Below are 23,071 nucleotides of genomic sequence, written 5' to 3'. Positions count from 1 at the left end.
AGTTGGGGGTAATTTTAAAGGCTAACTTACTCAGCCGCAGCCTGAATATTAGAAAATTCATGCTCAACATAGTGCATAAATTGGGTTGAGAACCGCTGCAAGTCGCTCTGCAATCCAGCAAAAGAGGGTTTAAGCTCCAATGTTTGCTCATCAATATAGAGCCCCCGATTTATTTCTATCTGCAAAGCATGCAAATTTTTTCGCGGGCGTCCATAATGTTCGGTAATAAAACCGCCAGCATAGGGTTTATTACTTACAGCATGATATCCCATATTATTCAGCAAAAGCAGCGCAATTTGCATCAAACACTTATCAGCGCTTGCTCCATATCGATCTCCAATAATAAAATCAGGTCGTGGAGCTGAGTTCCCTTGACCAACATTCGACGGCATAGAATGACAATCTACTAAAAAGGAATATCCAAACTTTGCATGGGTGCGCGCAATCAATTTGCGTAATGTTTCGTGATAAGGACGATATAAATGCTCAATACGATCCAGGCTTTCACATAGAGGTAACTTGTGATGATAGATGTCTTTTTTCTCGGCAACAATTTTGGGAATCGTTCCCAGCCCCCCGGCGACCCGAATAGAATTCCTGTTTATATAAGATGGGAGTTCAGCATCAAACATTTTTGGATCTAATTCATAAGGCTCTCTATTAACATCAAGCCAGGCTCTAGGAAAATTAGCCTTTAGAAACGGAACCCCAAATTGGGCAACTTTGTCAAAGAATTGATCAACATAATAGTCTTCAGAAGCACGAATCGAAAGTGAATCCAGTCTCGAACTTGCCAAAAAACCTTCGGGATAAATACGACCTGAATGGGGAGAATTAAATACAAAAGGACGTGTTTGCTCAGAAGGTGCAATGACCTCATATGGTTCAACACCAAAATAATCAGCAAAGTCTTTTTGCTTTACCAAACCGCACCCTCGAAAACATTAACTATTAGGCAACCATGTTGCCAGTTTGTTGTGGGTCTGTCTAGATAATTGAATGATTCCATAGTGTAAATTTAATTGCATTCACTGCTTATTTACTGGCGATCTGTATAAATATATCCTAATTTAGGGCTAAATATCTTACTGAGTTTAGAGTTGGGACAAATATGAATTCGAAAATCCTTTTAGCAGAAGATGATAATGACATGCGCCGCTTTCTGGTCAAAGCGCTGGAAAAAGCCGGGTATGAAGTACGTTCATACGATAATGGAGCCAGTGCCTATGACCGTCTTCGAGAAGAACCATTTTCACTTCTTTTAACAGATATCGTGATGCCAGAGATGGATGGTATTGAACTTGCACGCAAAGCGACAGAACTCGACCCTGATTTGAAAGTTATGTTTATCACAGGCTTTGCAGCGGTTGCGCTTAATCCTGATTCGCAAGCACCTAAAGATGCAAAGGTTCTATCAAAACCATTCCATCTAAAAGACCTTGTGAATGAAGTTGAGAAGATGCTTCAGGCGGCTTAAGCTACCGCCAGGCTGCAATAACCACTTCATTTTAAAAATCAGTGCGATTGGTATTGACGCACGCGGTCTTTATGTGTTGTAAGCGGCCATCGGATGGGCGTATAGCTCAGCGGGAGAGCGCCTCGTTGACATCGAGGAGGTCACAAGTTCAATCCTTGTTATGCCCACCATCCTCTTCTCCAATTATATTTTTCGAAGAAAAAACTTTCATAGAATGAAAATATGAGGGTGATATTCTGTCCGCACAGAAATAGAACTTGGGAGTTTATATGCTTTTTGAAAAAGAAAACTTCACCATAGTAAAAACGTCTCCATTTACGGATCAAAAACCAGGCACATCTGGTCTACGCAAAAAAGTCTCGGTTTTCCAGCAGAAGAACTACACTGAGAATTTTATTCAGGCGATCTTTGATGGGTTGGAAAATTTTGAAGGAGAATCTCTTGTTATTGGGGGCGATGGGCGGTTCTACAATAAGGAAGTCATTCAAATTGCTATCAAAATGGCTGCAGCAAATGGATTTGGAAAGGTCATTATTGGTCAAAATGGTATCTTATCAACACCAGCGGCGTCTCACATCATTCGCAAATATGGCGCGTTTGGTGGTCTAATATTATCTGCCAGCCACAACCCTGGCGGACCAAATGAAGATTTTGGAATAAAATATAATGTTAGCAATGGTGGCCCGGCCCCAGAACAAATCACCAATAAAGTTTTTGAACTGTCCCAGAACATTCAAGAATACAAGATACTAAAAAGCGAAGACATCGATCTCAGCTTGATCGGGAAAAAATCGATCGGACTTATGCAGATTGAGATCATTGATTCGGTTAACGATTACGCTGAACTTATGGAAACTCTATTCGATTTTCCAAAGATCACGGCAATGTTCCGATCAGGTTTCCGGTTTGCATTTGACGCTATGAGCGCCGTTACGGGACCATATGCATTAGAAATATTTGAAAACCGATTAGGAGCGACTAAAGGCACCGTTATGAACGGCACACCACTGCCAGATTTTGGCGGACATCACCCTGACCCAAACCTGGTTCATGCCAAGAAGCTCTATGACTTGATGATGGGTGATGATGCTCCTGACTTTGGCGCCGCATCTGACGGTGATGGCGATCGAAACCTCATCATCGGTAAAGGCATATATATAACACCATCCGACTCGCTAGCCATGTTGGCAGCAAATGCACACCATGCACCTGCATATAAAGAGGGCATTGCTGGCATCGCCCGTTCAATGCCGACGAGTATGGCCTCTGACCGCGTTGCGGAAAAACTGGGCATTGAATTACACGAAACACCGACAGGTTGGAAATTTTTTGGTAATTTGCTTGACGATGGAAGAGTAACTATTTGTGGCGAAGAAAGCGCTGGAACGGGCTCTGATCACATCCGCGAGAAGGATGGCCTATGGGCTGTTCTACTTTGGTTAAACATTTTGGCCAGTCGCCAACAAAGCATTGAAGACATTGTCCATGACCATTGGAATACTTTTGGACGCACCTACTATTCCCGCCACGATTACGAAGGCATTGATGCAAGTATTGCAGATAAGTTAATGTCGGACCTACGTGCAAAGCTAAGTACGATAACCGGCAAAATAATCGGTGCGCTCACCATAGAAAATGCAGATGATTTTTCATATTGCGATCCAATTGATCACTGCAAAAGCGCAAACCAAGGCATAAGGGTATTCTTTGAAGGTGGGGCTCGATTGGTTTTACGTCTTTCTGGCACAGGCACAAGTGGCGCAACATTGCGTGTTTACATGGAAACATTTGAACCTGATCCGCAGAATCAAAATTTCGACCCACAGGAGGCCTTATCTCACCTGATCTTTGCAGCTCAGTCGCTTGCTGAAATTACAAAACGAACAGGTCGAGACACTCCCACTGTCATCACTTAAGCATATTAACATATTCTTGATGCAACCTATCTATATGCACAAAATTCAGGGCAATTTCCGACCTCAGAACACGTTTGAGACTAGACTTATCTTTTTAAACCTGTTATCGCTGCGTTAATCGTGATGCCGTAGGTTGAGCGAACAGAATTTTATTTGCTGTTTTAAAGCGGCTATATAACCTAAACATTTAAGGAAATAACGTGCAAGTACTTGTCCGTGACAACAATGTCGATCAAGCGCTAAGAGCGCTAAAAAAGAAAATGCAACGCGAAGGTATTTTTCGCGAAATGAAAATGCGTGATTTTTATGAGAAGCCTTCTCAAAAACGTGCCCGTGAAAAAGCCGAAGCTGTTCGTCGCGTTCGTAAACTTGCTCGCAAACGTGCGCAGCGCGAAGGCTTGATCGGCGGACGTTCAGGTCGCTAATAGCTGCCGTTTTTTGGTCGTTTTCAAGATGTATGTAATTGAGCGGGGGCGATGCAAATCGTCACCGCTTTTATTTTGGCTTAATGTAGAGCACAAGCACAAATCAGGGTTGCTAAAACATGGTTGAATTTAAACAATGCGAACTTAGCTCAACTAATAACTTCAAGTTTCGCAAAGTACTTTTTGGCAGCGCACTTTTATCCGCACTTGCGTTGGCTGGGTGTGAAACGACATCTACAGTTACAAGTACTGATGTAATCCGCATTGACCGTAATCAGGCGTCCGAAGAAAACATTTCATCGCTTTCAAGTGTTATTGCCTCAAATCCCAGAAATCCAGAAGGATTTAATGTACGAGGTTCTGCCTTTGGTAAAGCTGGAAGATTTAAGGATGCTCTTGCTGATTTTAATCAAGCAATTTCCCTCAACCCGAATTTTTATCAGGCCTACGCAAACAGAGCGCTGATTTATCGTAATTTGAATCAACCGCAACAAGCTGTTGCAGATTACAATCGAGCGATTCAGATCAATTCGCAATATGATACGGCCTATATTGGCAGGGGAAATCTTTACAGGCAGGCAGGGCGCAATGAAGAGGCTTTAACTGATTTCAATCGCGCAATTTCTCTCAATACAGTAGATCCTCGTGCCTACCATAACCGAGGTCTTATCCATCAACTTAGAGGCCAACATTTAGAAGCTATCTCAGATTTTGCTCAGGCCATTTCCATCTCGCCAAAATCTCCAGAACCATTTAATGGTCGTGGACTTTCTCAACTTGCACGCGGCAATACGGATGAGGCACTGGAAGATTTCAATACAGCAATTAATTTGGATAAAACCGTTGCCGAATCATGGTCCAATCAGGCGTTTGTTTACGAGCAGCGCGGTGAGAAACAAAAAGCGAAGAGATCATACCAGAAGGCCATTTCGCTCGACCCGAAATATCAACCTGCAAAAAGTGGTTTAGCCCGCGTTTTCAAACGCTAAGCTTACTCAGCTTATAATTATCCAACATCTAGATAAAAGCCGGTAATAAAAAACCCGCCATGTAGGCGGGCTTTTAGTATTCAGAGATACAAAATCATCAAATGATTTTATTCATAATAATCCGGCCTACAAACATGCTTACAATAAAAGTTGCTAGACCAGCTAAGAAACCACCGGATGTATAAAACCCAACTGCCATTCCAATCAGAAGCGCAACGCAAGCAAGCGTGCCATATTTCGTGCCAGTGATAAAAACACCATAAGTTTTATCGTGTTCGGAGTAATCCATCTCGCCGCCCAATTCGACCGGACCTGACTTTTGCTTTGCCATAATCATTCTCCATTTCGCAGATATTTACACCTCGCATACACAATCACTTCAAAACACGCAATGCGACATGTTGAGTTTTCGTGGAAATTCAATCGAATTTGCCGCAAAACATTGTAATTAAATTGAACGCTGAAGGTTGATTGTCTCAATAACAGGCGTGAGCGCTGGCTTACCATCAAACCAATTAATTAAGTTATCAACGACAAGGTCGGCCATTAAATCTCGTGTGTGTATCGACGCCGACGCCACATGAGGCAGCAAAGACACATTTGGAAAATCAAACAATCGCGTCGGAGTTGATGGCTCGACCTCAAATACATCAAGCCCGGCACCAGCGATAACACCGTTTTCTAATGCATGGATAAGCACATTTTCATCTATAACCGTTCCACGCCCGACATTGATGAAAACACCTTGCGAACCTAGAGCAGATAAAACTTCAGACGTAACCGAATGATCCGTAGCAGCATTACTTGGAACAATTGCAATAAGCGTATCATTCTGTTGAGCAAGTTCTAGAAGGCTTGAACGGTATCCATAGGAAACATCCACTTTCTTAGAACGAGTATGATACTCAATACAAACTCCAAAGGCCTCAAGTCGCTTTGCAATTTCCAAACCAATGCGACCTAGGCCGTAAATACCAATTTTTCGTCCTCGCAAGGTCAGCTTCGTAAGCGGGTAATTACCTTCTTTAGCCCACCTACCTTGTCTTAGATAATTTTCAGCCTGCGGTAATTCCCTCAACGTATTCAAGAGTAAGCCAACTGTAGTATCGGCGACCTCTTCGCTTAAAACATCAGGTGTATTCGACACGATTACCCCCTGCCTCGCAGCATAATTGGCGTCGATAACATCATACCCTACGCCAAAGTGTGCTATAATTTCAAGATTTGGCAGACGTGCAATAAGAGAATTTGGAATGACACCCATCGATGCAATTCCTGATATTTCATTGACCAGCTGATCATTCAAAAGCGCAATATCTGCAGTTGAAATTCGAATAACCGTAAAAATATCGGTTAGCCGAGCAAGAATACGTTGATGAATATTACCCGGAATAAGTATGGTCCGCTTTGACACAAAACCCCTCCACTAGGTTACTATAAATTACGGCCTACTTCCGCTCAACCATTGGCGCAGTGGATTGTCTAATCCGCATTTCCGGTTTAATAAGCTGAAGGCCGCTTACATTTTCCTCAGAACCATTTAAACGATCGAGCAAGGCACGTGCAGCACGCCGCCCAACCATAGATTGGCCATTCCAGACAGTCGTCAAAGCCGGCATAGAAATGGCGGCTTCGACCAGATCATCATAACCAGTTACAGAAATGTCCTTGCCCGGTGTAAGACCAGCGCGATAAATACCATTCATCAATCCAATTGCGACAAGATCATTCCAGCAAACGGCAGCTGTTGGTTTCTGAGACATTGACAAGAATGTAACAGCAGCTTCAAACCCCTCCTGTTTTGTTCTTGGCCCGGGGATGCGCAAAGACGGATCAACTTTAAGGCCTGCTTTTTCAAGTGCATCCACATAGCCCTGATATCTATCACGACCTGTTGATGTATTATCTGCACCACCAACCATCGCAATTGATCGGTGCCCCAATCCAATCAAATGATTTGTGGCAAGTGCAATGCCATACGCATCATCACCACGGAAAGTAGGCAATTCAACTTCTGGAATTGATCGAGCGATCAAAATAGCGGGCATACCGTTGTCTGCGGCCAATTGAATATCTCGTGGTGGCGTATCAATCGCAGGCGACATAATTACGCCATCAGCACCAAGTTGGAGAAGTGTCTCCAGAAAGTCTCGCTGCTTTTCAACAGAATCGTAATGATTGGAAAGGATAAACGTCTGACGGCTTCTATCTAGCTCACTCTCAATCGCTTTTAAAATCTCCGCATAAAACGGATTCATTATGTCGTGAACAACAACGCCAACAATGCCTGATTTAGACGTTCTTAAACTCGCCGCTCGGCGGTTATAAATGTAACCCATCTCTCGAGCGGCATCTTTAATTCTAATTCGGGTTTCCTCTGCTACAAGCTCACTATCCCGCAATGCAAGCGAGACCGTAGCGGTCGAGACATTAAGCTTATCTGCAATAGTTGATAATTTTATCTTTTGCGCCAAGTGCCCACTCCCAGTTACGCCACCCAATTTTAATTATTTTAAACAGTTCCTAAATTATTTAACTGAAATTTGCAAACCTATTGTATTCAATCATTTTTTTCAGTTTTCGAAAGAATGGTTTGAAGGTTCTCAAGCATGACTTGTTTTTCTGGTTTTGAAAGGCTTTTTAAAAGTTCCTTACGCCACTTTTTCTGCTCATTTCGAATATTGGAAACGAGTGAAACACCCAACTCCGTTAAATAAACATTAGCTCTTCGCCGATCAATAACATCTTGTTTGCGGACAACAAAACCACGAGCAGATAATCTATTTATAGATTTTGCGATCGTTGGTGCAGATACACCTAAACTCTCGGCAATATCACTAGGTGTTTTTCCATCAGCTTTAGCTAACAGAAGAATAATCCGTTCTTGCCCACTATATAAATCGAGAGCTTTTAATCTTGCAGAAAACGACGATCTCATTTGACGAGATAAAACAAATACCGCCTCAACTAATGCATGATTTAAAGCGGTCTTTTTAGACTTTTTCCCTTGTTTCTTTACCTTTGAGGCCAACTTTTGCTCCCTTAGCAAATATCCAGGTGACACGATACTTGATTAATCTAATAAAAACGTGGCACGACATCCAGATGAAAACCACTGATCACGAAACTATTGTCATCATACCATTTGGCGCATATGAACAACACGGAGCGCACCTACCCAGTGATACCGATGCGATCATAGCAACAGAACTTGCCAGAAGGCTAGGTGATGTCGTTGATAAGCTTAAAATTAAGTTATTACCAACTGAACAGATAGGCTATTCTATTGAGCACCTTGATTTTGGAAAGACTAAATCTTTCTCCTATCAGAAGGCCATCGAACGCTGGCTTGGAATTATTAAACAACAATATGATCTTGGCCACCGCAAAATACTTCTGCTAAACGCGCATGGTGGGAACTCCCCCCTCTTAACCATTGTTGCAACAGAAGCTCGTGTGAAATGGAATATGTTGGTGGTTGTTACCCATTGGACCCGATTTGGATTGCCAGATGAACTCGCAGACAAAATGGATAAATCCATCGATATACATGCGGGTGATATTGAAACATCTATAATGCTATCAATCAATTCTGATCTGGTGAATATGAAATATACTGAAAATTTCCCATCCAAACAATCTGTTTATATTGATAATTATAAATTCTTGCGAGCATATGGGCCGCATGCGTTTGGTTGGAAAATGAGTGACTTAAATGATCAGGGTGTCGTAGGAAATGCAAGTTCTGCAACGGCTGAAAAGGGCAATCTGATATTGGAACATACAATATCAGGCCTTAAAGACCTAGTTACAGACATATCGCAATTCGACTTGGCACAATTTCGGTGAAATACTTCTCGTTAAACATAGTATCCTCAGACAAAAACACCTATATGCGGCTAAGCAAGAAATAATGGATAGACAGGCATGACTTCTGAAGCAGAAAACTCCGCAATTCCAGTTACAGTTCTCACCGGGTATTTGGGTGCAGGAAAAACTACTCTTCTCAATCGTATTCTGACGGAAGAACATGGCAAGCGCTATGCAGTGATTGTAAATGAGTTCGGCGAAATCGGTATCGACAACGATCTGATCGTCGAATCCGATGAAGAAATCTATGAAATGAATAATGGCTGCGTTTGCTGTACGGTGCGAGGAGATCTCATCCGTGTGGTACAAGGCCTTACACGCAGATCTGGCCGCTTCGACGCAATTATTATCGAAACCACAGGCCTTGCTGACCCTGCCCCCGTCGCGCAAACATTCTTCATGGATGATGACGTTCGTGCAAAGACAAAACTTGATGCCGTTGTAGCACTCGTAGACGCCAAACACTTACCGCTACGATTAAAAGATTCCCCAGAAGCTGAGGATCAAATCGCTTTTGCCGATGTCGTGCTCGTCAACAAATCCGACCTTGTATCGCCTGATGAACTAGCCAGTATCGAAGCAACTGTTAGAAAAATAAACCCCTCTGCTCACATTCATAAAACAGAACGCTCGAATATCGATTTGAGCAAAGTTCTAAATCGCGGTGCCTTTGACCTATCGCGAGCACTCGATAACGATCCACATTTTTTAGATCACACAGACGATCATAATCACCCCGATCACGAATGTGGGCCGGCCTGCGACCACCATGACCATGATTGCGGACCAGATTGTGATCATGACCACCATAAACTATCCGATGATACGCACGACACGTCTGTAAAATCGATTTCCATGAGAGCCGGAAACCTTAATCCAGATAAATTTTTCCCTTGGATCCAAAAGACGACACAGATGGATGGTCCAAATATATTACGCCTTAAGGGCATAATCTCATTTGAGGGTGACGATGACCGCTACGTTGTCCAAGGCATTCATATGATTATCGAAGGCGATCATAATCGGGCTTGGAAAGACGGCGAAAAACGTGAAAGCCGTATTGTTTTCATTGGTCGCGATCTGGATGCAGAACGGCTTGAGCGCACATTCAAGGCATGCGAGGCATAAATGCCAACAGTTGCACCTCTGGATTTAGATGAACATTGTGTCTTCGCCGGTTTTTGCGAAGATGTTCCGCTTTTTGCAGTTGCATCGGGAGAAGTTCATCGCCTCGACCACGGCCATCATCATCATGAACAACATGATGGCTTGCTTGCCGCGACATTGTCACAAGATGGAAAGAAGCTTCTAACATCCGGTGAAGATGGCAGGGTTTGTAGCCTAACTAAATCAGGCGAAAGCACCGAACTCGCGTCTATTGGTTCCAAATGGATTTCAACGCTAGCTAGTGGCCCTCAGGATGCAATTGGTTTTGCCACAGGTCGTACGGCCTATGTGCTCTTAAAAGATGGAACTTTGCGTGAGTTTAATGAAGAACGTAGCGTCGAAGGCATGGCCTTTGCTCCCAAAGGAATGCGTATTGCTTTCGCAAGATATAACGGTGTTTCACTCAATTGGGTCAACAATAAAACCGAATCAACTAATCTTCACTGGGATGGTGCTCATCTGGATGTGATGTTTTCACCGGCGGGCAAATTTCTTGTCACAACCATGCAGGAAAATGCGCTACACGGCTGGAAGTTGGATGGCAAAAACAGCGATGAAGATCGCCATATGAAAATGACCGGTTACCCCGCGAAAATCAAATCATGGTCTTGGTCGGTTAAAGGTAAGTGGCTTGTAACATCAGGAGCGCATTCTGCCATTGCATGGCCATTCTCAGGCAAAGATGGCCCAATGGGAAAAGCCCCTATGGAACTCGCAACAAGAGGCGATACTATGGTCACATGTGTTGCCTGTCATCCGCAAGAGGACGTCGTGGCAATAGGCTTCGCCGACGGTATGATTTTAGCGTCACGGTTTGAAGATAGCAAAGAAGCCGTCTTGCGGCGCGGCGGCAACTCTGCAATTTCATCAATGGGCTGGCAATCAGATGGCCGCTTACTTGCCTTTGGTTCAGAAAAAGGTGAGTGTGGCGTTGTAGATATTGCCGGATAAACAGTTTCCCGCCAGAATTCTGTCTTAATTTGAAGTTATATATAAGTTTCACGAGGTTGGATTTCATGTCATATCTAAAACGCTCAATGTTAGGCCTTTGTTTTTTTGCAGGCATTTTGTCTCCAATCCATACAGCAATTGCGCACCCACACGTCTTTGCTGAATCTCGACTTGAAATAGAAACATCTGAAAATGGCATGGTTGTAGAGTTACGGCATGTCTGGCGTTTTGACGAATTTTTCTCCGCAAGCGTTGTGCTTGATTTTGACGAAGATCAAAATCTTGAACTTGATGAAAATGAACTCCGTAAAATCGGAGAAATTGTTCGACAATCTCTCGCCGAATTTGATTATTACACAAACGTCACCGTCGATGGCTATGACTTTGCAATGTCCGCCCCCAACGTTCTCAATGCTGACTATGTTGACGGTCAACTATTATTGTTTTTTGCCATGCAACCTAAGCGTCCACTAGAGCTTAAAGGCAAAATAAGCGCGGGTGTTTATGATCCAACGCTTTATGCTGCAATGGAGTTTATAAACGATGAGGATTTGATCGTAACAGGCGCATCTGCTGACAAATGTAAACGGGCAGTCATACGACCCGACGCAGATGAAGTGATAGCGCAAAACCAAACAACGCTTACCGAAGCATTCTACGAGGATGCTGAAAATAATGATCTATCAAAACTCTTTGCGACCCGTATTCAATTAACATGCTAAAATCCCTCCGACTTGTATTTATTCTCATTGCTCTATCATTGGGCACAGCACTAGCTGTTCAGGCACAAACATCACTTGGCTTGGGAGCAGCCGATCCTGTCGGAACGGCAAGTAGTCAGTCATCTGGAATTTTGGCGCAGATAAATCTATACCAGCAAGAGTTTTATCGCGCACTTACAAGTGCCCTCAAAGGTATGCGAGAAGATCCAGCAAAGCTTTGGTTGCTCATCGGATTATCTTTTGCCTATGGCATTTTTCATGCAGCTGGTCCAGGGCATGGCAAAGCGGTCATTTCATCTTACATGATTGCAAATGAAGTTGAGTTACGTCGCGGGGTCCTTCTCTCGTTTTTAGCCGCATTCATGCAAGGGTTCATGGCTCTTATTGTTGTCGGCAGCGTTTACTTTGCACTTAAAGGCACCAATATCTCGATGAACAACGCAACGCACGCGCTTGAGCTTGCCAGTTACGTCCTCATCATTGCATTTGGCGCATGGTTATTATGGCGAAAACTAAAGAGCCATTTTAAACCAAAAACGCATGACCATCATGATAGTCACAAACATCACCATGAAAAGCACGATCATCATCATGAGGGGCACCACCATCATCATGAGGAAGGCGTTTGTTCTGATTGCGGGCATTCCCACATGCCTGAACCTAAATCTATCGATGGTGATTTTTCTTTAAAACAAGCATGGTCTGCGGTTATAGCGGTTGGTATCCGACCGTGTTCAGGGTCAATTTTTGTTCTGTCTTTTGCCCTGCTAAACGGGCTTTATCTGGGCGGAATCCTATCGGTTTTCGCCGTATCTATTGGTACAGCAATCACTGTTTCAATTTTGGCCACACTGGCTGTTAGTGCAAAAAACATAGCATTAAAATTCTCAAACAGTACACACTCGAACCATCAAATTAGCTCGGTGATTGAAATATTTGGCGCATTGTTAGTTTTATCAATGGGAATAATCTTGCTAACAGCTGCTTTAAGTTAATTGCAAACTAAGCATCTTGCTTTTCGGCGTCGCGCTTCTTTTGATAGCGGCTCCGCAACCAAAAAACCCCAAAGAATGCCAACACAAATAGACAAGCAACCGTATATGAAAGCCAGACAGAAATATCAGACAACCAATTGAGCAATGGCGGCATGAAAAAATAACTCGATGCTACACCCGCCATGATCAGGCCAGATGCTATAAACGCAGCTCTTGTTTCAGACTTTTTACTCATAAATATCAAACCTTCTTGATAGCTCTAAAGTGCATCTCTAATTTCTTCTAACGTCTTGACTTGCAGTCCTGCCGCATCAAAGTTCTGGTCTGATAACCAAGCTTCAAATGCAGCTTTACAAAGGGGCCATTCGCCATCAATCATTGAATACCAGGCTGTATCTCTATTGCGGCCTTTGGCTACAATATGTTGACGAAACAAACCTTCATACGCAAATCCAAATCTTAAAGCAGCACGGTGGGACGGTTTATTCTCATTATTTAGTTTCCATTCGTACCGCCTATAGCCCAAATCCTCAAACACATATTTTGCCATGAGGTAATGTGCCTCAGTCGACATTCTACTTCGCGACATTTGAGGTCCGTGCGCCACCGCCCCTACTTCTATTGAACCATTCTTTGCATCTATTGCCATATAGCTGGCCATACCAGCGAGTTTACCAGCCTCATGACTTCGAAAGACCATCGTTTGAAATGCGCCTGACGAATTACTTTTCTCCAGCCAGGCGCCAAAATCTTCTTCTCCATCAAATGTAGCTTGTGGGAAATAATGCATGAGCTTATTCGCATCTTCAATATCAAGAGCAGCCCATAACTCACTTTGATGTTTAGCCCGATCCCAAGTTTCAACAGTAACATGATCGCCCTTAAGGGTCACATTTTCAGGATTGGGACATGATTGCCAATTTGATAAATCATTCATTCTATAAAAACCTATTTGTCATCGTAACTAAATTCAGCCTAAAAGAACCAAATGATGTGATGCTAGATATTCGTTGGGAAAGCAAGATGTTAAAAACGGTTTCGAATTTTGATAGAATTGGTGAGGAAAATGCATTTGCAGTTTTGGCAAAGGCAACTGCCCTTGCGCAGAGCGGAATGGATGTCATCAATTTGGGGATCGGCCAACCAGATTTTCAAACGCCACAACATATCGTTGAGGCTGCGATAAAGGCGCTTCAGGACGGCCATCATGGCTACACGCCAGCCAATGGAATTCTGGCAACACGCGAAGCCGTCTGCCGTAGAACGCTATCTCTTACTGGTCAGGAAATCTCTCCCGATAACGTTATGATCATGCCAGGCGGCAAACCTACCATGTTCGCGGCAATTGTCATGTTTGGTGAACCCGGCGCCGAAATCATGTACCCTGATCCTGGGTTTCCAATCTATCGTTCAATGATTGAATATACGGGTGCAACACCGATCCCTATTCCTATTCGTGAAGAAAATGAATTTGCTTTTTCTGCCGATGAGACACTCTCATTGATCACCCCACAAACCCGATTGATCATCATCAATTCTCCCGCCAACCCAACGGGCGGTGTAACACCACGTCAGGAGATCGAAAAGCTCGTAAAGGGTTTAGAGGCGCACCCGCATGTCGCTATCATGTCTGACGAGATTTATGATGTCATGACATATGATGGCGAAAAACATACATCTCTTCTCGAATTCGAAGACATTCGGGATCGTTTGATCATCTTAAATGGCTGGTCCAAAACATGGGCAATGACAGGCTGGCGGATGGGTTGGTCAATCTGGCCTGATAAGCTTATTGAAAACGTGCGAAAACTGGCTGTTAATTGCTGGTCTTGTGTCAATGCACCCAGCCAGTTTGCCGGCATTGCCGCTATTGATGGACCGCAAGATGAAGTTGAAAAAATGCTCGCAGCTTTTGATAAGCGGCGCGGGCGCGTGGTTGAGCTTGCAAATGCATTGCCTAATGTCAGCTGCAAAACCCCAAAAGGCGCCTTCTACGCATTCCCAAATGTGAAAGCTACAGGCCGTAAGTCCAAGGAACTTGCAAATGAACTTCTAGAAAAAGAAGGGGTCGCACTCATAGGTGGGCCAGATTTTGGCGTTCTCGGAGAAGGTTACATCCGAATTTCATACGCAAACTCTTTAGAAAATATAGAACGTGCAATGGAGCGGGTTGATAAATTTCTAAGTTGAGCGGCGGGAAGACAAAAGAAGGGCGACTTATGAAAGTCGCCCGAAGAGCATGTTAAATCTGGGAGGAGAAAATCAACATGATGATTAAGTATCGCCGTTACAGGTTAACGAAGGCTTAACTATTTCCCCTAGTATAAACGGGTTAGTTTTGACTTACCTTTAGTGCCTTAAGCCAGCGCGACAGACTTAATCATAGCAAAAACAGACTGCCCTTCTTGCAGGTTTAGCTCCTCACAGGATTTTCTCGTTATTTGGGCTAGTACGACTTGTCCGAAACAATCACACTGCAATCTAACTTGACCACCACCAACATCCTGTATTTCCATAATACGAACAGCAATCGAGTTCTGCAAGCTGGATTGTATTGGCTTTTGAAGAGCAATGGCGATATCTCGCGAACGCAAATGCAATCTAACCGGCTTACCAATTTTTGTAGAATCCAAGCTAATCTTAACTGGAAACAGCATCTCCAGATCGCCGTCAATAATAGCTTCTGAAAGCATATACTCTTGGTCATGACCTGTGATCTTTGCATTCAAAACCACACCCAAATCCCTATCACCGAGCATGTTTTGCATTCTATCACCTGCAAAAACACCTGAAACGCTACCCGCTTCAATTACATTGCCACCTTCAACAAGGATCAGATGATCTGCAAGTTGCTTAACGTCATCAGGCTCGTGCGATACAAAAAGCATGGGGATGTTAAATTCATCACGTACAGCTTTCAAAAAAGGCAGTAACCTCTGTCGGCGTTTTATATCCAACGATGCCAACGGCTCATCAAGAAGAAGTATTTTTGGGTCTGAGAGCAATGCACGACCAATCGCAACACGTTGTTTTTCACCACCAGAAAGATATGATGGCATTCGCGTAAGCAATGTTTCAAGGCCTAGAAGTGAAATTAAATGGTCGAAATTAATACGACTACGCCGCCCACCTGCCCATTCGGCATATGTCAGATTTTTATGAACGTTCATATTGGGAAAGAGGCGTGCATCCTGAAAAACCATTCCGATGTCCCGCCGTTCAGCAGGATGGTTTATCCCACCACAGCTATCAAATAAAACGCGGTCATCAAGTTCAACATACCCACTATCTGGCGTCGTCAAACCGGCGATCATCGATAAAATGGATGACTTTCCGGCACCAGAAGGACCAAAAATTGCTGTCGTGCCATAAGCGCTTTCGAAAGAGGCTGAAAGTTCAAATTTCCCAAGCGTTTTTTTGATATCAACGGTGAGCATCATCACGTTCCTTCAACGAAATACGCATCGCCAAATACTCAGAGAACAAAACTGACATCACCGCAATAGAGATGGATATAATGATTAAGATAAATGCTGCTTGATCGCCGGTTGGACTTTGCAAAAACGAATATATTGCAAGTGACAATGTCTGCGTTTCACCAGGTATGTTTGAAACAAATGTAATCGTTGCACCAAATTCTCCGAGTGCTTTCGCAAAACCCAGTACTGCGCCTGCAATAACACCCGGAAAGGATAAAGGCAGAATAATTGTTCGAAATCGCGTCCGCCAATTTGCACCCAATGTTTTGGCTGCATCTTCCATACCTGAATCAATTGCCTCAATCGACAATCGCATCGGTCGTACCAATAGTGGAAATGCCATCACCCCAGCGGCAAGAGCGGCACCCGTCCATTGAAAAGCGAGCTCGACACCCACAGTGGACAACAATTGACCTATAGCACCCTTCTTTCCGAATAAAGACAATAACAAATACCCCGTTACAACTGGCGGCATAACCAACGGCAGCATAATGAAAGCCTGTAAGAGCGCTTTCCCTCGAAAATGATGTCGCGCCAAGATATAGGCGACGATAAAAGCTAACGGCACTGCAAAAATCATAGCAAGTAATGCAACCTGCAAAGACAGGAGAACAATGTCTAGTAAAGCATTATCAACCATTGGTTTTTCCATCGACATGAGAGATAATAGGCTTAAATCCCGCGGCACTAAATATTGCTATTGCCTCTACACTTGATAAAAATTTTACAAATGAAGTTACTGCTTTATCTTGTCGTAACGCAACCATTGGATAGAAAATCTCACCATGCTGCATTGCTCGAAACCGATGCACGATGACAAGCCCTTCTTCCAACAATGCGTCTGAATTATAGATGATAGCCGCGCCAACATCACCCTTGGAAACAAGCCGCAATGAAACACGCACATTCTCACCAAATACGGCGTTTTTCCTGACCTCATTCCAAATACCGGAATGTTCTAAGGCTTGCTTTGCGTAAATTCCAGCGGGCACATGTGCAGGATCACCCATAGTAAACCGATCAGACATAATTACGTCCGTCCATGGTTTTGGTGCGTTATCCTTATGCATGACAACGACCAATTCATTAGATAATAGCGGAGTAATATTGCTATCATCAATAGTTTGCCGATCCACCAGATAGGTCATCCAGTCTTGATTTGCTGATATAAAAATATCAGCAGGCGCACCCTGCTCAATCTGGCGAGCCAAAACGCCCGAGGATGCATAAGAAATTTTTACATCTACATTGGGCGAAGTCGCACTATATTTTTGCGCAATATCTCGCAATACGTCCGTTAAACTAGACGCAGCAAAGATGACAATTTTATCGGATGATTTTGCTGGAAATGCCAATACAAAAAGGCAAATGCTTACCCGCAAAACCAATTTCATTTTATGATAAAAAAACGCCATCAAAAAACCCAGCTATTGTTGCAAAAACAATAGGCTGGGTGAATTGAATATTCAATCAAAACCTTAGTTACTTACTGAGAGCAAAAGCCTCGCTCGCCAGTTTGGTAATTCCATCCCAGTCACCTTTCGCGACAAGATCTTTAGGAGCAACCCAAGAACCACCAACACATACAACATTAGGCAAAGACAAATAGTCATTGGCATTTTTCAAATTAACCCCGCCTGTTGGGCAGAATATGACATCTTGGATTGGTGATGAAAGCGACTTCAAATATGGCGCTCCGCCTGCTTGTTCCGCAGGGAAGAATTTTAGAACCTTAAAACCCTCTTCACGAAGCGACATCACCTCACTCGCCGTAGCAGCGCCCGGCAACAATGGAACATCCGATTTTTTAGCATAGTCAAGAAGTTCGAGCGTGGCACCCGGCGAGACGATAAATTGCGATCCTGCATCGACAGCTTGTTTATATTGCGCAGGGTCAAGCACCGTTCCAGCACCTGGTACGGCACCTTCCACTTGGTCCGCAACTGCTCTGATTGCATCCAGACCAGCCGGCGTTCTCAAGGTCACTTCAATAGCTTTTAAGCCACCTGCAACCAGCGCACGCGCAAGAGAAACAGCAGAATCAACATCATCAACTACTAAGACAGGAACCACAGGTTGCAGTTTCAGGATATTTAGTAGATTTTCTGTTTTATCGTTCATTGGTCTTCCTTTAAATCGATTAGATACCCTCAATTATAGACGAGATGACAAAAAGTCCAGCTCAATGGTCGCAGGTGCTAAACAATAATTGCACTTCGCTTCATAACAAGGTATTTCCACAACCATCATGACACAAGAAAAATCTGAACACACAAATCTACCCATTGTGGTAGCTGCGCTTTATCATTTCGCTCGGTTTCCTGATTTCAAGAATTTTCAGGAGCCCTTGCTCGACGTTTGTAATGACAATGGCATTAAAGGCACCTTGTTGCTAGCCCATGAAGGCATCAATGGCACTGTTTCTGGCTCCAGAGCCGGCATCGACGCGTTGTTAAAATTCATCCGAAGCAACCATCTTTTTGCCGATTTGGTACATAAAGAAAGCTTTACAGATGAACAGCCATTTTATCGCATGAAAGTGCGGTTGAAGAAAGAAATCGTTACCATGGGTGTCGAAGACATTGACCCCAATAAGATTGTTGGCACTTATGTGGCACCTGAAAAATGGAACGAACTTATCTCTGATCCTGACACGATCGTTATTGATACCCGCAATGACTACGAAGTAGCCATTGGAACATTTGAAGGCGCGGTTGATCCAAAAACCAAAACATTCCGTGAATTTCCAGATTGGGTAAGACAACAAAAAGAGCTCAATAAAGATACCAAAATTGCGATGTTCTGCACCGGTGGTATCCGATGCGAAAAATCAACTGCCTTTATGAAGCAAGAGGGCTTCGATGATGTCTATCATCTTGAAGGTGGTATATTGAAATATCTCGAAGAGGTTCCCAAAGAAGCAAGCAAATGGCAAGGCGATTGTTTTGTTTTTGATGAGCGTGTCTCCGTTGGTCATGGCCTCGTCCAAGGTGATTATGATCAATGCCATGCATGCCGTATGCCGCTTTCCGACGAAGATATGAAACTACCGTCCTATGAAAAAGGGATATCTTGCCTTCATTGCATTGATAAAAAATCAGATGAAGACCGCACCCGTTTTCGCGATAGACAATTACAAGTCGAACTTGCAAAAAAACGCGGTGAAAAGCACATCGGCAGCTGATATTCAGGGCGAGTGAGATAGCCCAAAAATATCGATTAGACTTGACGAAACGGCGGCTTTATGGCCTAACCGCGCAAAGATAATTGTTCGACGTTTCGTTTCGAAAAAAGTGACCATCAAAAATGACAGATAAAAATATTCGGGTACGTTTAGCGCCCTCTCCCACTGGTGAACCTCATATTGGTACTGCTTATGTTGCACTCTACAACTATCTCTTCGCAAAGAAAAAGGGCGGAACATTAGTTCTTCGCATCGAAGATACCGATGCGACGCGCTCGAAACCTGAATATGAACAAACAGTTTTTGATAGTCTACGTTGGATGGGTCTTGATTGGTCAGAAGGCCCAGATGTTGGCGGCGATTACGGCCCATATCGCCAAAGTGAACGCAAACACATATATGGTCAATATGTTGACCAAATTCTTGAGGCAGGTCATGGCTTTAAATGCTTCTGCTCGCCTGATGAACTTAATGAGATGCGTGAATTTCAACGTTCCCAAGGTAAACCACCTCGTTATAGCGGTCGTTGCCTGCGTTTAAGCGCCGAGGAAATCAAAGCAAGAGAAGATGCTGGCGATATTCCCGTTATTCGCATGAAAATTCCAACAGAAGGCTCATGCAAATTCCAAGACGGTGTTTATGGTGATGTGGAAATCCCGTGGGATGCTGTTGATATGCAAGTCATTCAAAAAGCAGATGGCATGCCAACTTATCACATGGCAAATATTGTGGATGATCACCTCATGAAAATCAGCCATGTTGCCCGTGGTGAGGAGTGGGTCTCATCGACACCAAAACACATTCTACTTTATCAATATCTTGGTTGGGAAGCTCCTGAGTTTATTCACCTGCCACTCATGCGTGGTGCTGATAAATCCAAACTATCTAAGCGAAAAAACCCGACTTCAATGTCCTACTATGCTGGCCTTGGGCATCTGCCAGAAGCCTTGGCCAACTTCCTCGGACTGTTTTTCATTCAGATCTCTGAAGGCGATGAGCTGATGGAAATGGATGAACTTATTGAACGCTTTGAAGTTGAGAAAATGTCAAAGGCCGGTGCTATTTTTGACGTACAAAAACTTGACTGGCTAAACGCCCGTTGGTTGCGCGAAAAACTATCGCCCGAAGAGTTTTTGTCTCGTGCATTAACTTGGGCACAAGAAAACGATAAGCTTAAACAGGGTTTGTTGCTCGCTCAGTCTCGCATTCAAACTTTTGCCGAATTGCCGGATCTTGCTGGTTTTCTCTTCAAGGGTGACGTTGGCATAACGGCTGAATCTTTTGCTAACATCAAAAAGAACCCGCCTGAAAAATGCCTCGAAATTATCGATGCAGTTCGCCCTGCATTGGATGAAATTGATGAATGGAATCGTGAGAGCATCGAAGACGCATTGCGTCAGGCAGCTGAAAAGCTTGAAACCAAACTTGGCAAACTAACGCCACCGCTATTCGTAGCAGTCAGCGGCTCATCACGCTCACTACCGCTATTTGATGCGATGGTCCTATTAGGCCGTGCTATGGTTCGTCAAAGACTCGTTGTTGCAAGCAAAGTTCTGCACGCATCCCTTGACGCCCAAGCAGACACGGCAGCCGAATAAACTCGTTAAAGAAGATTACGATGACTGATAATAAAACCGAAGAAGCCCTATCAACTGATGCCAGCGAAGTACGTTTGCAAAAACGCGAACGCCTGCAAGAGTTGGTTGGTAACTTATTTCCCACTAATTTCCATCGCACAATCACCAACAGCGAGTTAATGGAAAAATATGCCGACATAGAAGACGGTCATATGACGGGTGATATTGTAACTGTTGCCGGACGTATCTATTCATCACGCAATAATGGCATGTTCATGGATATGCGCGATGCTGGTGGTAAAGTTCAGATTTTCACCCACAAAAATAATGCCAGTGAAGATGTACGTGAGCGCCTTCAATATATCGATATCGGCGATATTATTGGTGTTGTAGGCGAGGTACGTCGCACACCTCGGGGCGAATTAACTGTCAATGCGACAGAAATTACAATGCTTTGTAAGACAATGCGCCCAATGCCAGAAAAATTCCACGGTCTAACGGATGTTGAAACACGATATCGTAAGCGTTACCTCGATCTAATGTCAAATGAGGAATCCAAAGAACGATTGCAAATGCGTGCGAAAATCGTCTCAGGCATTCGCCGCTTTATGGAGGATGAGGGCTTCCTCGAGATTGAGACGCCCATGCTCCATCCTGTTTACGGTGGCGCAACAGCCGATCCATTTATGACCCATCACAACACGCTTGATATGGATATGTATTTGCGTATTGCGCCCGAATTATATCTCAAACGTGCATTGGTTGGCGGCGTTAGCGACAAGGTTTTTGAAATTAACCGTAATTTCCGAAACGAGGGCGTCTCTACGCGTCATAATCCAGAATTCACGATGATGGAGGCCTATTGGTCCTATCATGACTATACAGACGCTATGGACCTGACCGAACGTATGTTTGCAAAGATGGCAAATCAACTTTATGGCACGACTGATGTCGAATTTGGTGACAAAACGATATCTTTTGAAGCTCCATTTAAACGCGTGCCAATGCCTGAAGCTGTTAAAGACGCGACAGGAATTGACTTCCTTGCAATTGACAATGATGCGGATGCGCGCGAGGCTGCCAAGAAGGCGCTTCCAGGTATCGATATCGATGAGGATGGCACTTGGGGCGAAATGCTTGCACTTGTGTTTGAAGAAAAAGCCGAGCACCTTCTCATCCAACCTTCTCACGTCACGCATATGCCAAAAGATATATCACCTTTTGCCAAAGAAGTTCCGGGTGAACCGCGCCTTGTGGAGCGCTTTGAAACATTTATCAATGGTTGGGAAATTGCAAACGCATTTTCCGAACTTAACGACCCTGTCGAGCAGCGCGCGCGCATGGTTGAGCAGGTCGAACAGGCTCAAGCCCGTGGCGAAAAAGAACGTGTTTTGGATGAAGACTTCTTAGAAGCAATGGATCATGGCATGCCACCAGCGGCTGGTATCGGCATAGGTATTGATCGCGCGATCATGCTTTTGACAAATGCCCAATCCATCCGTGATGTAATCTTATTTCCAGCGCAGAAAACAAAAACCTAGTTCACCAGTTCTGTCTCCAGGTCTTGCAAAGCATTTTCCCAATCATCCGGGAGATGCTTTGTATATCCTTGATCGATCAGCGTTTGGAACGCCTTATCTGCATTCTCATCAAAGTCTTGTTCAGATTGAAATCCACGTTGAGGATATGTGCGAATACGCCAGTAGTTGCCAACAATTTCATGAATAACCTTCTGAATATCAACCTTATCCGTAGGTTGAGAGATCATGTGTATGTTCGGTGCAGTAACAACTGAGCTTAAATCAGGCCATATCTGATCTAGTGTCGCGCGGCACCGTCGCAGCATAAGTGGTTTTGCTACAAAGATAGCCGATGTACATTCTGGAAACATTTCTTTTACATTCAGGATATTTTCACCTGTGTTCATTGCTTGCTCTTCGAGAAGAACGTCCTCATTTGGAACACCATTTTTGATCGCAGTTTTAGCAAACGCTGCGGCCTCGGTTACATCGAATATATCCTTGGTAAAGTTGCCGCGAGCGCCTGTAAAAACTATCTTCGGTCCTAAACCTGCATGATAAAGGTCGGCACACTTTTCAGCAACGCGTGTATCATAACTGCCTAATCCAACAATCAGGTCAAATCCACTCGGATCAAGTGGAATGATTTCTTCCAAACAATGATATTGCCAAACAGAAAATGCAGCATCGAGAACTTTGGGTTCAGGTACGTTTAACATGATATTCTCCTAAACATTTAGGAGATCATCACTGCAAATTATGGCGATTTTTCTACAGTTTACTCACTTTTCATAACGTA

At 43.8% G+C, this 23,071-nt stretch carries 25 protein-coding genes and 1 tRNA gene; 14 read left to right on the top strand and 12 right to left on the bottom strand.

Annotated features, from left to right (window positions below):
• Positions 1–26 precede the first annotated feature (26 nt).
• Entirely contained in the window at positions 27–926 is a 900-nt protein-coding gene (locus AB2J24_RS09515) for an N-formylglutamate amidohydrolase (protein WP_367385300.1), read from the bottom strand.
• 185 nt (positions 927–1,111) lie between these two features.
• On the opposite strand from AB2J24_RS09515, the gene cpdR reads away from it, so the two are divergent.
• The 5 genes from cpdR (at position 1,112) to AB2J24_RS09490 (ending at position 4,807) form a co-directional block, all read left to right on the top strand.
• Complete coding sequence (cpdR, locus tag AB2J24_RS09510) at positions 1,112–1,477, top strand: cell cycle two-component system response regulator CpdR (RefSeq protein ID WP_162653108.1); 366 nt, start codon at positions 1,112–1,114, stop codon at positions 1,475–1,477.
• Positions 1,478–1,572: 95 nt separating this feature from the next.
• Positions 1,573–1,647, top strand: a tRNA-Val gene (locus AB2J24_RS09505).
• A gap of 99 nt (positions 1,648–1,746) precedes the next feature.
• Positions 1,747–3,393 carry an alpha-D-glucose phosphate-specific phosphoglucomutase gene (locus tag AB2J24_RS09500; protein ID WP_367385299.1) on the top strand — a complete coding sequence of 549 codons (1,647 nt, stop codon included), beginning with the start codon at positions 1,747–1,749 and terminating at the stop codon, positions 3,391–3,393.
• Positions 3,394–3,593: 200 nt separating this feature from the next.
• Positions 3,594–3,818 carry a 30S ribosomal protein S21 gene (gene rpsU, locus AB2J24_RS09495; RefSeq protein WP_162653110.1) on the top strand — a complete coding sequence of 75 codons (225 nt, stop codon included), beginning with the start codon at positions 3,594–3,596 and terminating at the stop codon, positions 3,816–3,818.
• A 119-nt stretch (positions 3,819–3,937) separates the two neighbouring features.
• Positions 3,938–4,807: a tetratricopeptide repeat protein gene (locus tag AB2J24_RS09490; protein WP_162653111.1), complete on the top strand. Its 870-nt coding sequence runs from the start codon at positions 3,938–3,940 to the stop codon at positions 4,805–4,807.
• A 97-nt stretch (positions 4,808–4,904) separates the two neighbouring features.
• On the opposite strand, the gene AB2J24_RS09485 is transcribed toward AB2J24_RS09490, so the two are convergent.
• The 4 genes from AB2J24_RS09485 to AB2J24_RS09470 form a co-directional block, all read right to left on the bottom strand.
• Positions 4,905–5,138 carry an aa3-type cytochrome c oxidase subunit IV gene (locus AB2J24_RS09485; RefSeq protein WP_162653112.1) on the bottom strand — a complete coding sequence of 78 codons (234 nt, stop codon included), beginning with the start codon at positions 5,136–5,138 and terminating at the stop codon, positions 4,905–4,907.
• 117 nt (positions 5,139–5,255) lie between these two features.
• A complete protein-coding gene (locus AB2J24_RS09480; protein ID WP_367385298.1) occupies positions 5,256–6,221 on the bottom strand; it encodes a 2-hydroxyacid dehydrogenase in 966 nt (321 codons plus the stop codon).
• Positions 6,222–6,255: 34 nt separating this feature from the next.
• A complete protein-coding gene (locus tag AB2J24_RS09475) occupies positions 6,256–7,281 on the bottom strand; it encodes a LacI family DNA-binding transcriptional regulator (RefSeq protein WP_367385297.1) in 1,026 nt (341 codons plus the stop codon).
• A gap of 86 nt (positions 7,282–7,367) precedes the next feature.
• Positions 7,368–7,871 carry a MarR family winged helix-turn-helix transcriptional regulator gene (locus AB2J24_RS09470; protein ID WP_162653115.1) on the bottom strand — a complete coding sequence of 168 codons (504 nt, stop codon included), beginning with the start codon at positions 7,869–7,871 and terminating at the stop codon, positions 7,368–7,370.
• On the opposite strand from AB2J24_RS09470, the gene AB2J24_RS09465 reads away from it, so the two are divergent.
• From AB2J24_RS09465 to AB2J24_RS09445, 5 genes are all read left to right on the top strand, one after another.
• Positions 7,865–8,656 (top strand): creatininase family protein, encoded by a 792-nt coding sequence (locus AB2J24_RS09465; RefSeq protein WP_367385296.1) that lies wholly within the window; start codon positions 7,865–7,867, stop codon positions 8,654–8,656. The two genes, AB2J24_RS09470 and AB2J24_RS09465, sit on opposite strands and share 7 nt — an antisense overlap.
• 78 nt (positions 8,657–8,734) lie before the next feature.
• A complete protein-coding gene (locus AB2J24_RS09460) occupies positions 8,735–9,805 on the top strand; it encodes a CobW family GTP-binding protein (RefSeq protein ID WP_367385295.1) in 1,071 nt (356 codons plus the stop codon).
• Positions 9,806–10,795: a WD40 repeat domain-containing protein gene (locus AB2J24_RS09455; protein WP_367385294.1), complete on the top strand. Its 990-nt coding sequence runs from the start codon at positions 9,806–9,808 to the stop codon at positions 10,793–10,795. It begins immediately after the preceding gene.
• Between the two features lie 65 nt (positions 10,796–10,860).
• Complete coding sequence (locus AB2J24_RS09450) at positions 10,861–11,517, top strand: DUF1007 family protein (protein ID WP_367385293.1); 657 nt, start codon at positions 10,861–10,863, stop codon at positions 11,515–11,517.
• Positions 11,511–12,512, top strand: a complete 1,002-nt coding sequence (locus AB2J24_RS09445) for a nickel/cobalt transporter (RefSeq protein ID WP_162653119.1) — start codon at positions 11,511–11,513, stop codon at positions 12,510–12,512. The genes AB2J24_RS09450 and AB2J24_RS09445 overlap by 7 nt, the downstream gene beginning before the upstream one ends.
• A 7-nt stretch (positions 12,513–12,519) precedes the next feature.
• On the opposite strand, the gene AB2J24_RS09440 is transcribed toward AB2J24_RS09445, so the two are convergent.
• Positions 12,520–12,747 carry a hypothetical protein gene (locus AB2J24_RS09440; RefSeq protein WP_162653120.1) on the bottom strand — a complete coding sequence of 76 codons (228 nt, stop codon included), beginning with the start codon at positions 12,745–12,747 and terminating at the stop codon, positions 12,520–12,522.
• A 24-nt stretch (positions 12,748–12,771) separates the two neighbouring features.
• Positions 12,772–13,449 (bottom strand): GNAT family N-acetyltransferase, encoded by a 678-nt coding sequence (locus AB2J24_RS09435; protein ID WP_367385292.1) that lies wholly within the window; start codon positions 13,447–13,449, stop codon positions 12,772–12,774.
• 86 nt (positions 13,450–13,535) lie between these two features.
• Between AB2J24_RS09435 and AB2J24_RS09430 the strand changes: the two genes are divergently transcribed.
• A complete protein-coding gene (locus AB2J24_RS09430; protein ID WP_162653666.1) occupies positions 13,536–14,702 on the top strand; it encodes a pyridoxal phosphate-dependent aminotransferase in 1,167 nt (388 codons plus the stop codon).
• Positions 14,703–14,869: 167 nt separating this feature from the next.
• On the opposite strand, the gene modC is transcribed toward AB2J24_RS09430, so the two are convergent.
• The 4 genes from modC to AB2J24_RS09410 form a co-directional block, all read right to left on the bottom strand.
• Complete coding sequence (gene modC, locus AB2J24_RS09425; RefSeq protein ID WP_367385291.1) at positions 14,870–15,952, bottom strand: molybdenum ABC transporter ATP-binding protein; 1,083 nt, start codon at positions 15,950–15,952, stop codon at positions 14,870–14,872.
• The gene (modB, locus tag AB2J24_RS09420) at positions 15,936–16,631 is read right to left on the bottom strand and encodes a molybdate ABC transporter permease subunit (protein WP_367385290.1); all 696 of its coding nucleotides are present in this window, start codon (positions 16,629–16,631) and stop codon (positions 15,936–15,938) included. The genes modC and modB overlap by 17 nt, the downstream gene beginning before the upstream one ends.
• Positions 16,624–17,406 (bottom strand): molybdate ABC transporter substrate-binding protein, encoded by a 783-nt coding sequence (gene modA, locus AB2J24_RS09415; RefSeq protein WP_367385289.1) that lies wholly within the window; start codon positions 17,404–17,406, stop codon positions 16,624–16,626. The genes modB and modA overlap by 8 nt, the downstream gene beginning before the upstream one ends.
• A 67-nt stretch (positions 17,407–17,473) precedes the next feature.
• Positions 17,474–18,112, bottom strand: coding sequence for a 2-dehydro-3-deoxy-phosphogluconate aldolase (locus tag AB2J24_RS09410; protein ID WP_162653125.1), 639 nt, complete (start codon positions 18,110–18,112; stop codon positions 17,474–17,476).
• A gap of 127 nt (positions 18,113–18,239) precedes the next feature.
• Between AB2J24_RS09410 and AB2J24_RS09405 the strand changes: the two genes are divergently transcribed.
• The 3 genes from AB2J24_RS09405 (at position 18,240) to lysS (ending at position 22,293) form a co-directional block, all read left to right on the top strand.
• Complete coding sequence (locus AB2J24_RS09405; RefSeq protein WP_367385288.1) at positions 18,240–19,175, top strand: rhodanese-related sulfurtransferase; 936 nt, start codon at positions 18,240–18,242, stop codon at positions 19,173–19,175.
• Between the two features lie 122 nt (positions 19,176–19,297).
• Complete coding sequence (gene gltX, locus AB2J24_RS09400; protein WP_367385287.1) at positions 19,298–20,773, top strand: glutamate--tRNA ligase; 1,476 nt, start codon at positions 19,298–19,300, stop codon at positions 20,771–20,773.
• 20 nt (positions 20,774–20,793) lie between these two features.
• Positions 20,794–22,293, top strand: coding sequence for a lysine--tRNA ligase (gene lysS, locus AB2J24_RS09395; RefSeq protein ID WP_367385286.1), 1,500 nt, complete (start codon positions 20,794–20,796; stop codon positions 22,291–22,293).
• Here the strand turns inward: lysS and AB2J24_RS09390 are convergent.
• Positions 22,290–22,991: a YdcF family protein gene (locus AB2J24_RS09390; RefSeq protein WP_162653129.1), complete on the bottom strand. Its 702-nt coding sequence runs from the start codon at positions 22,989–22,991 to the stop codon at positions 22,290–22,292. The two genes, lysS and AB2J24_RS09390, sit on opposite strands and share 4 nt — an antisense overlap.
• Positions 22,992–23,071 lie beyond the last annotated feature (80 nt).

It is taken from the genome of Lentilitoribacter sp. EG35, assembly GCF_040784015.1.
In the GTDB taxonomy this organism is placed as follows: domain Bacteria; phylum Pseudomonadota; class Alphaproteobacteria; order Rhizobiales; family Rhizobiaceae; genus Lentilitoribacter.
This window is presented reverse-complemented; position numbering and strand designations above follow the sequence as displayed.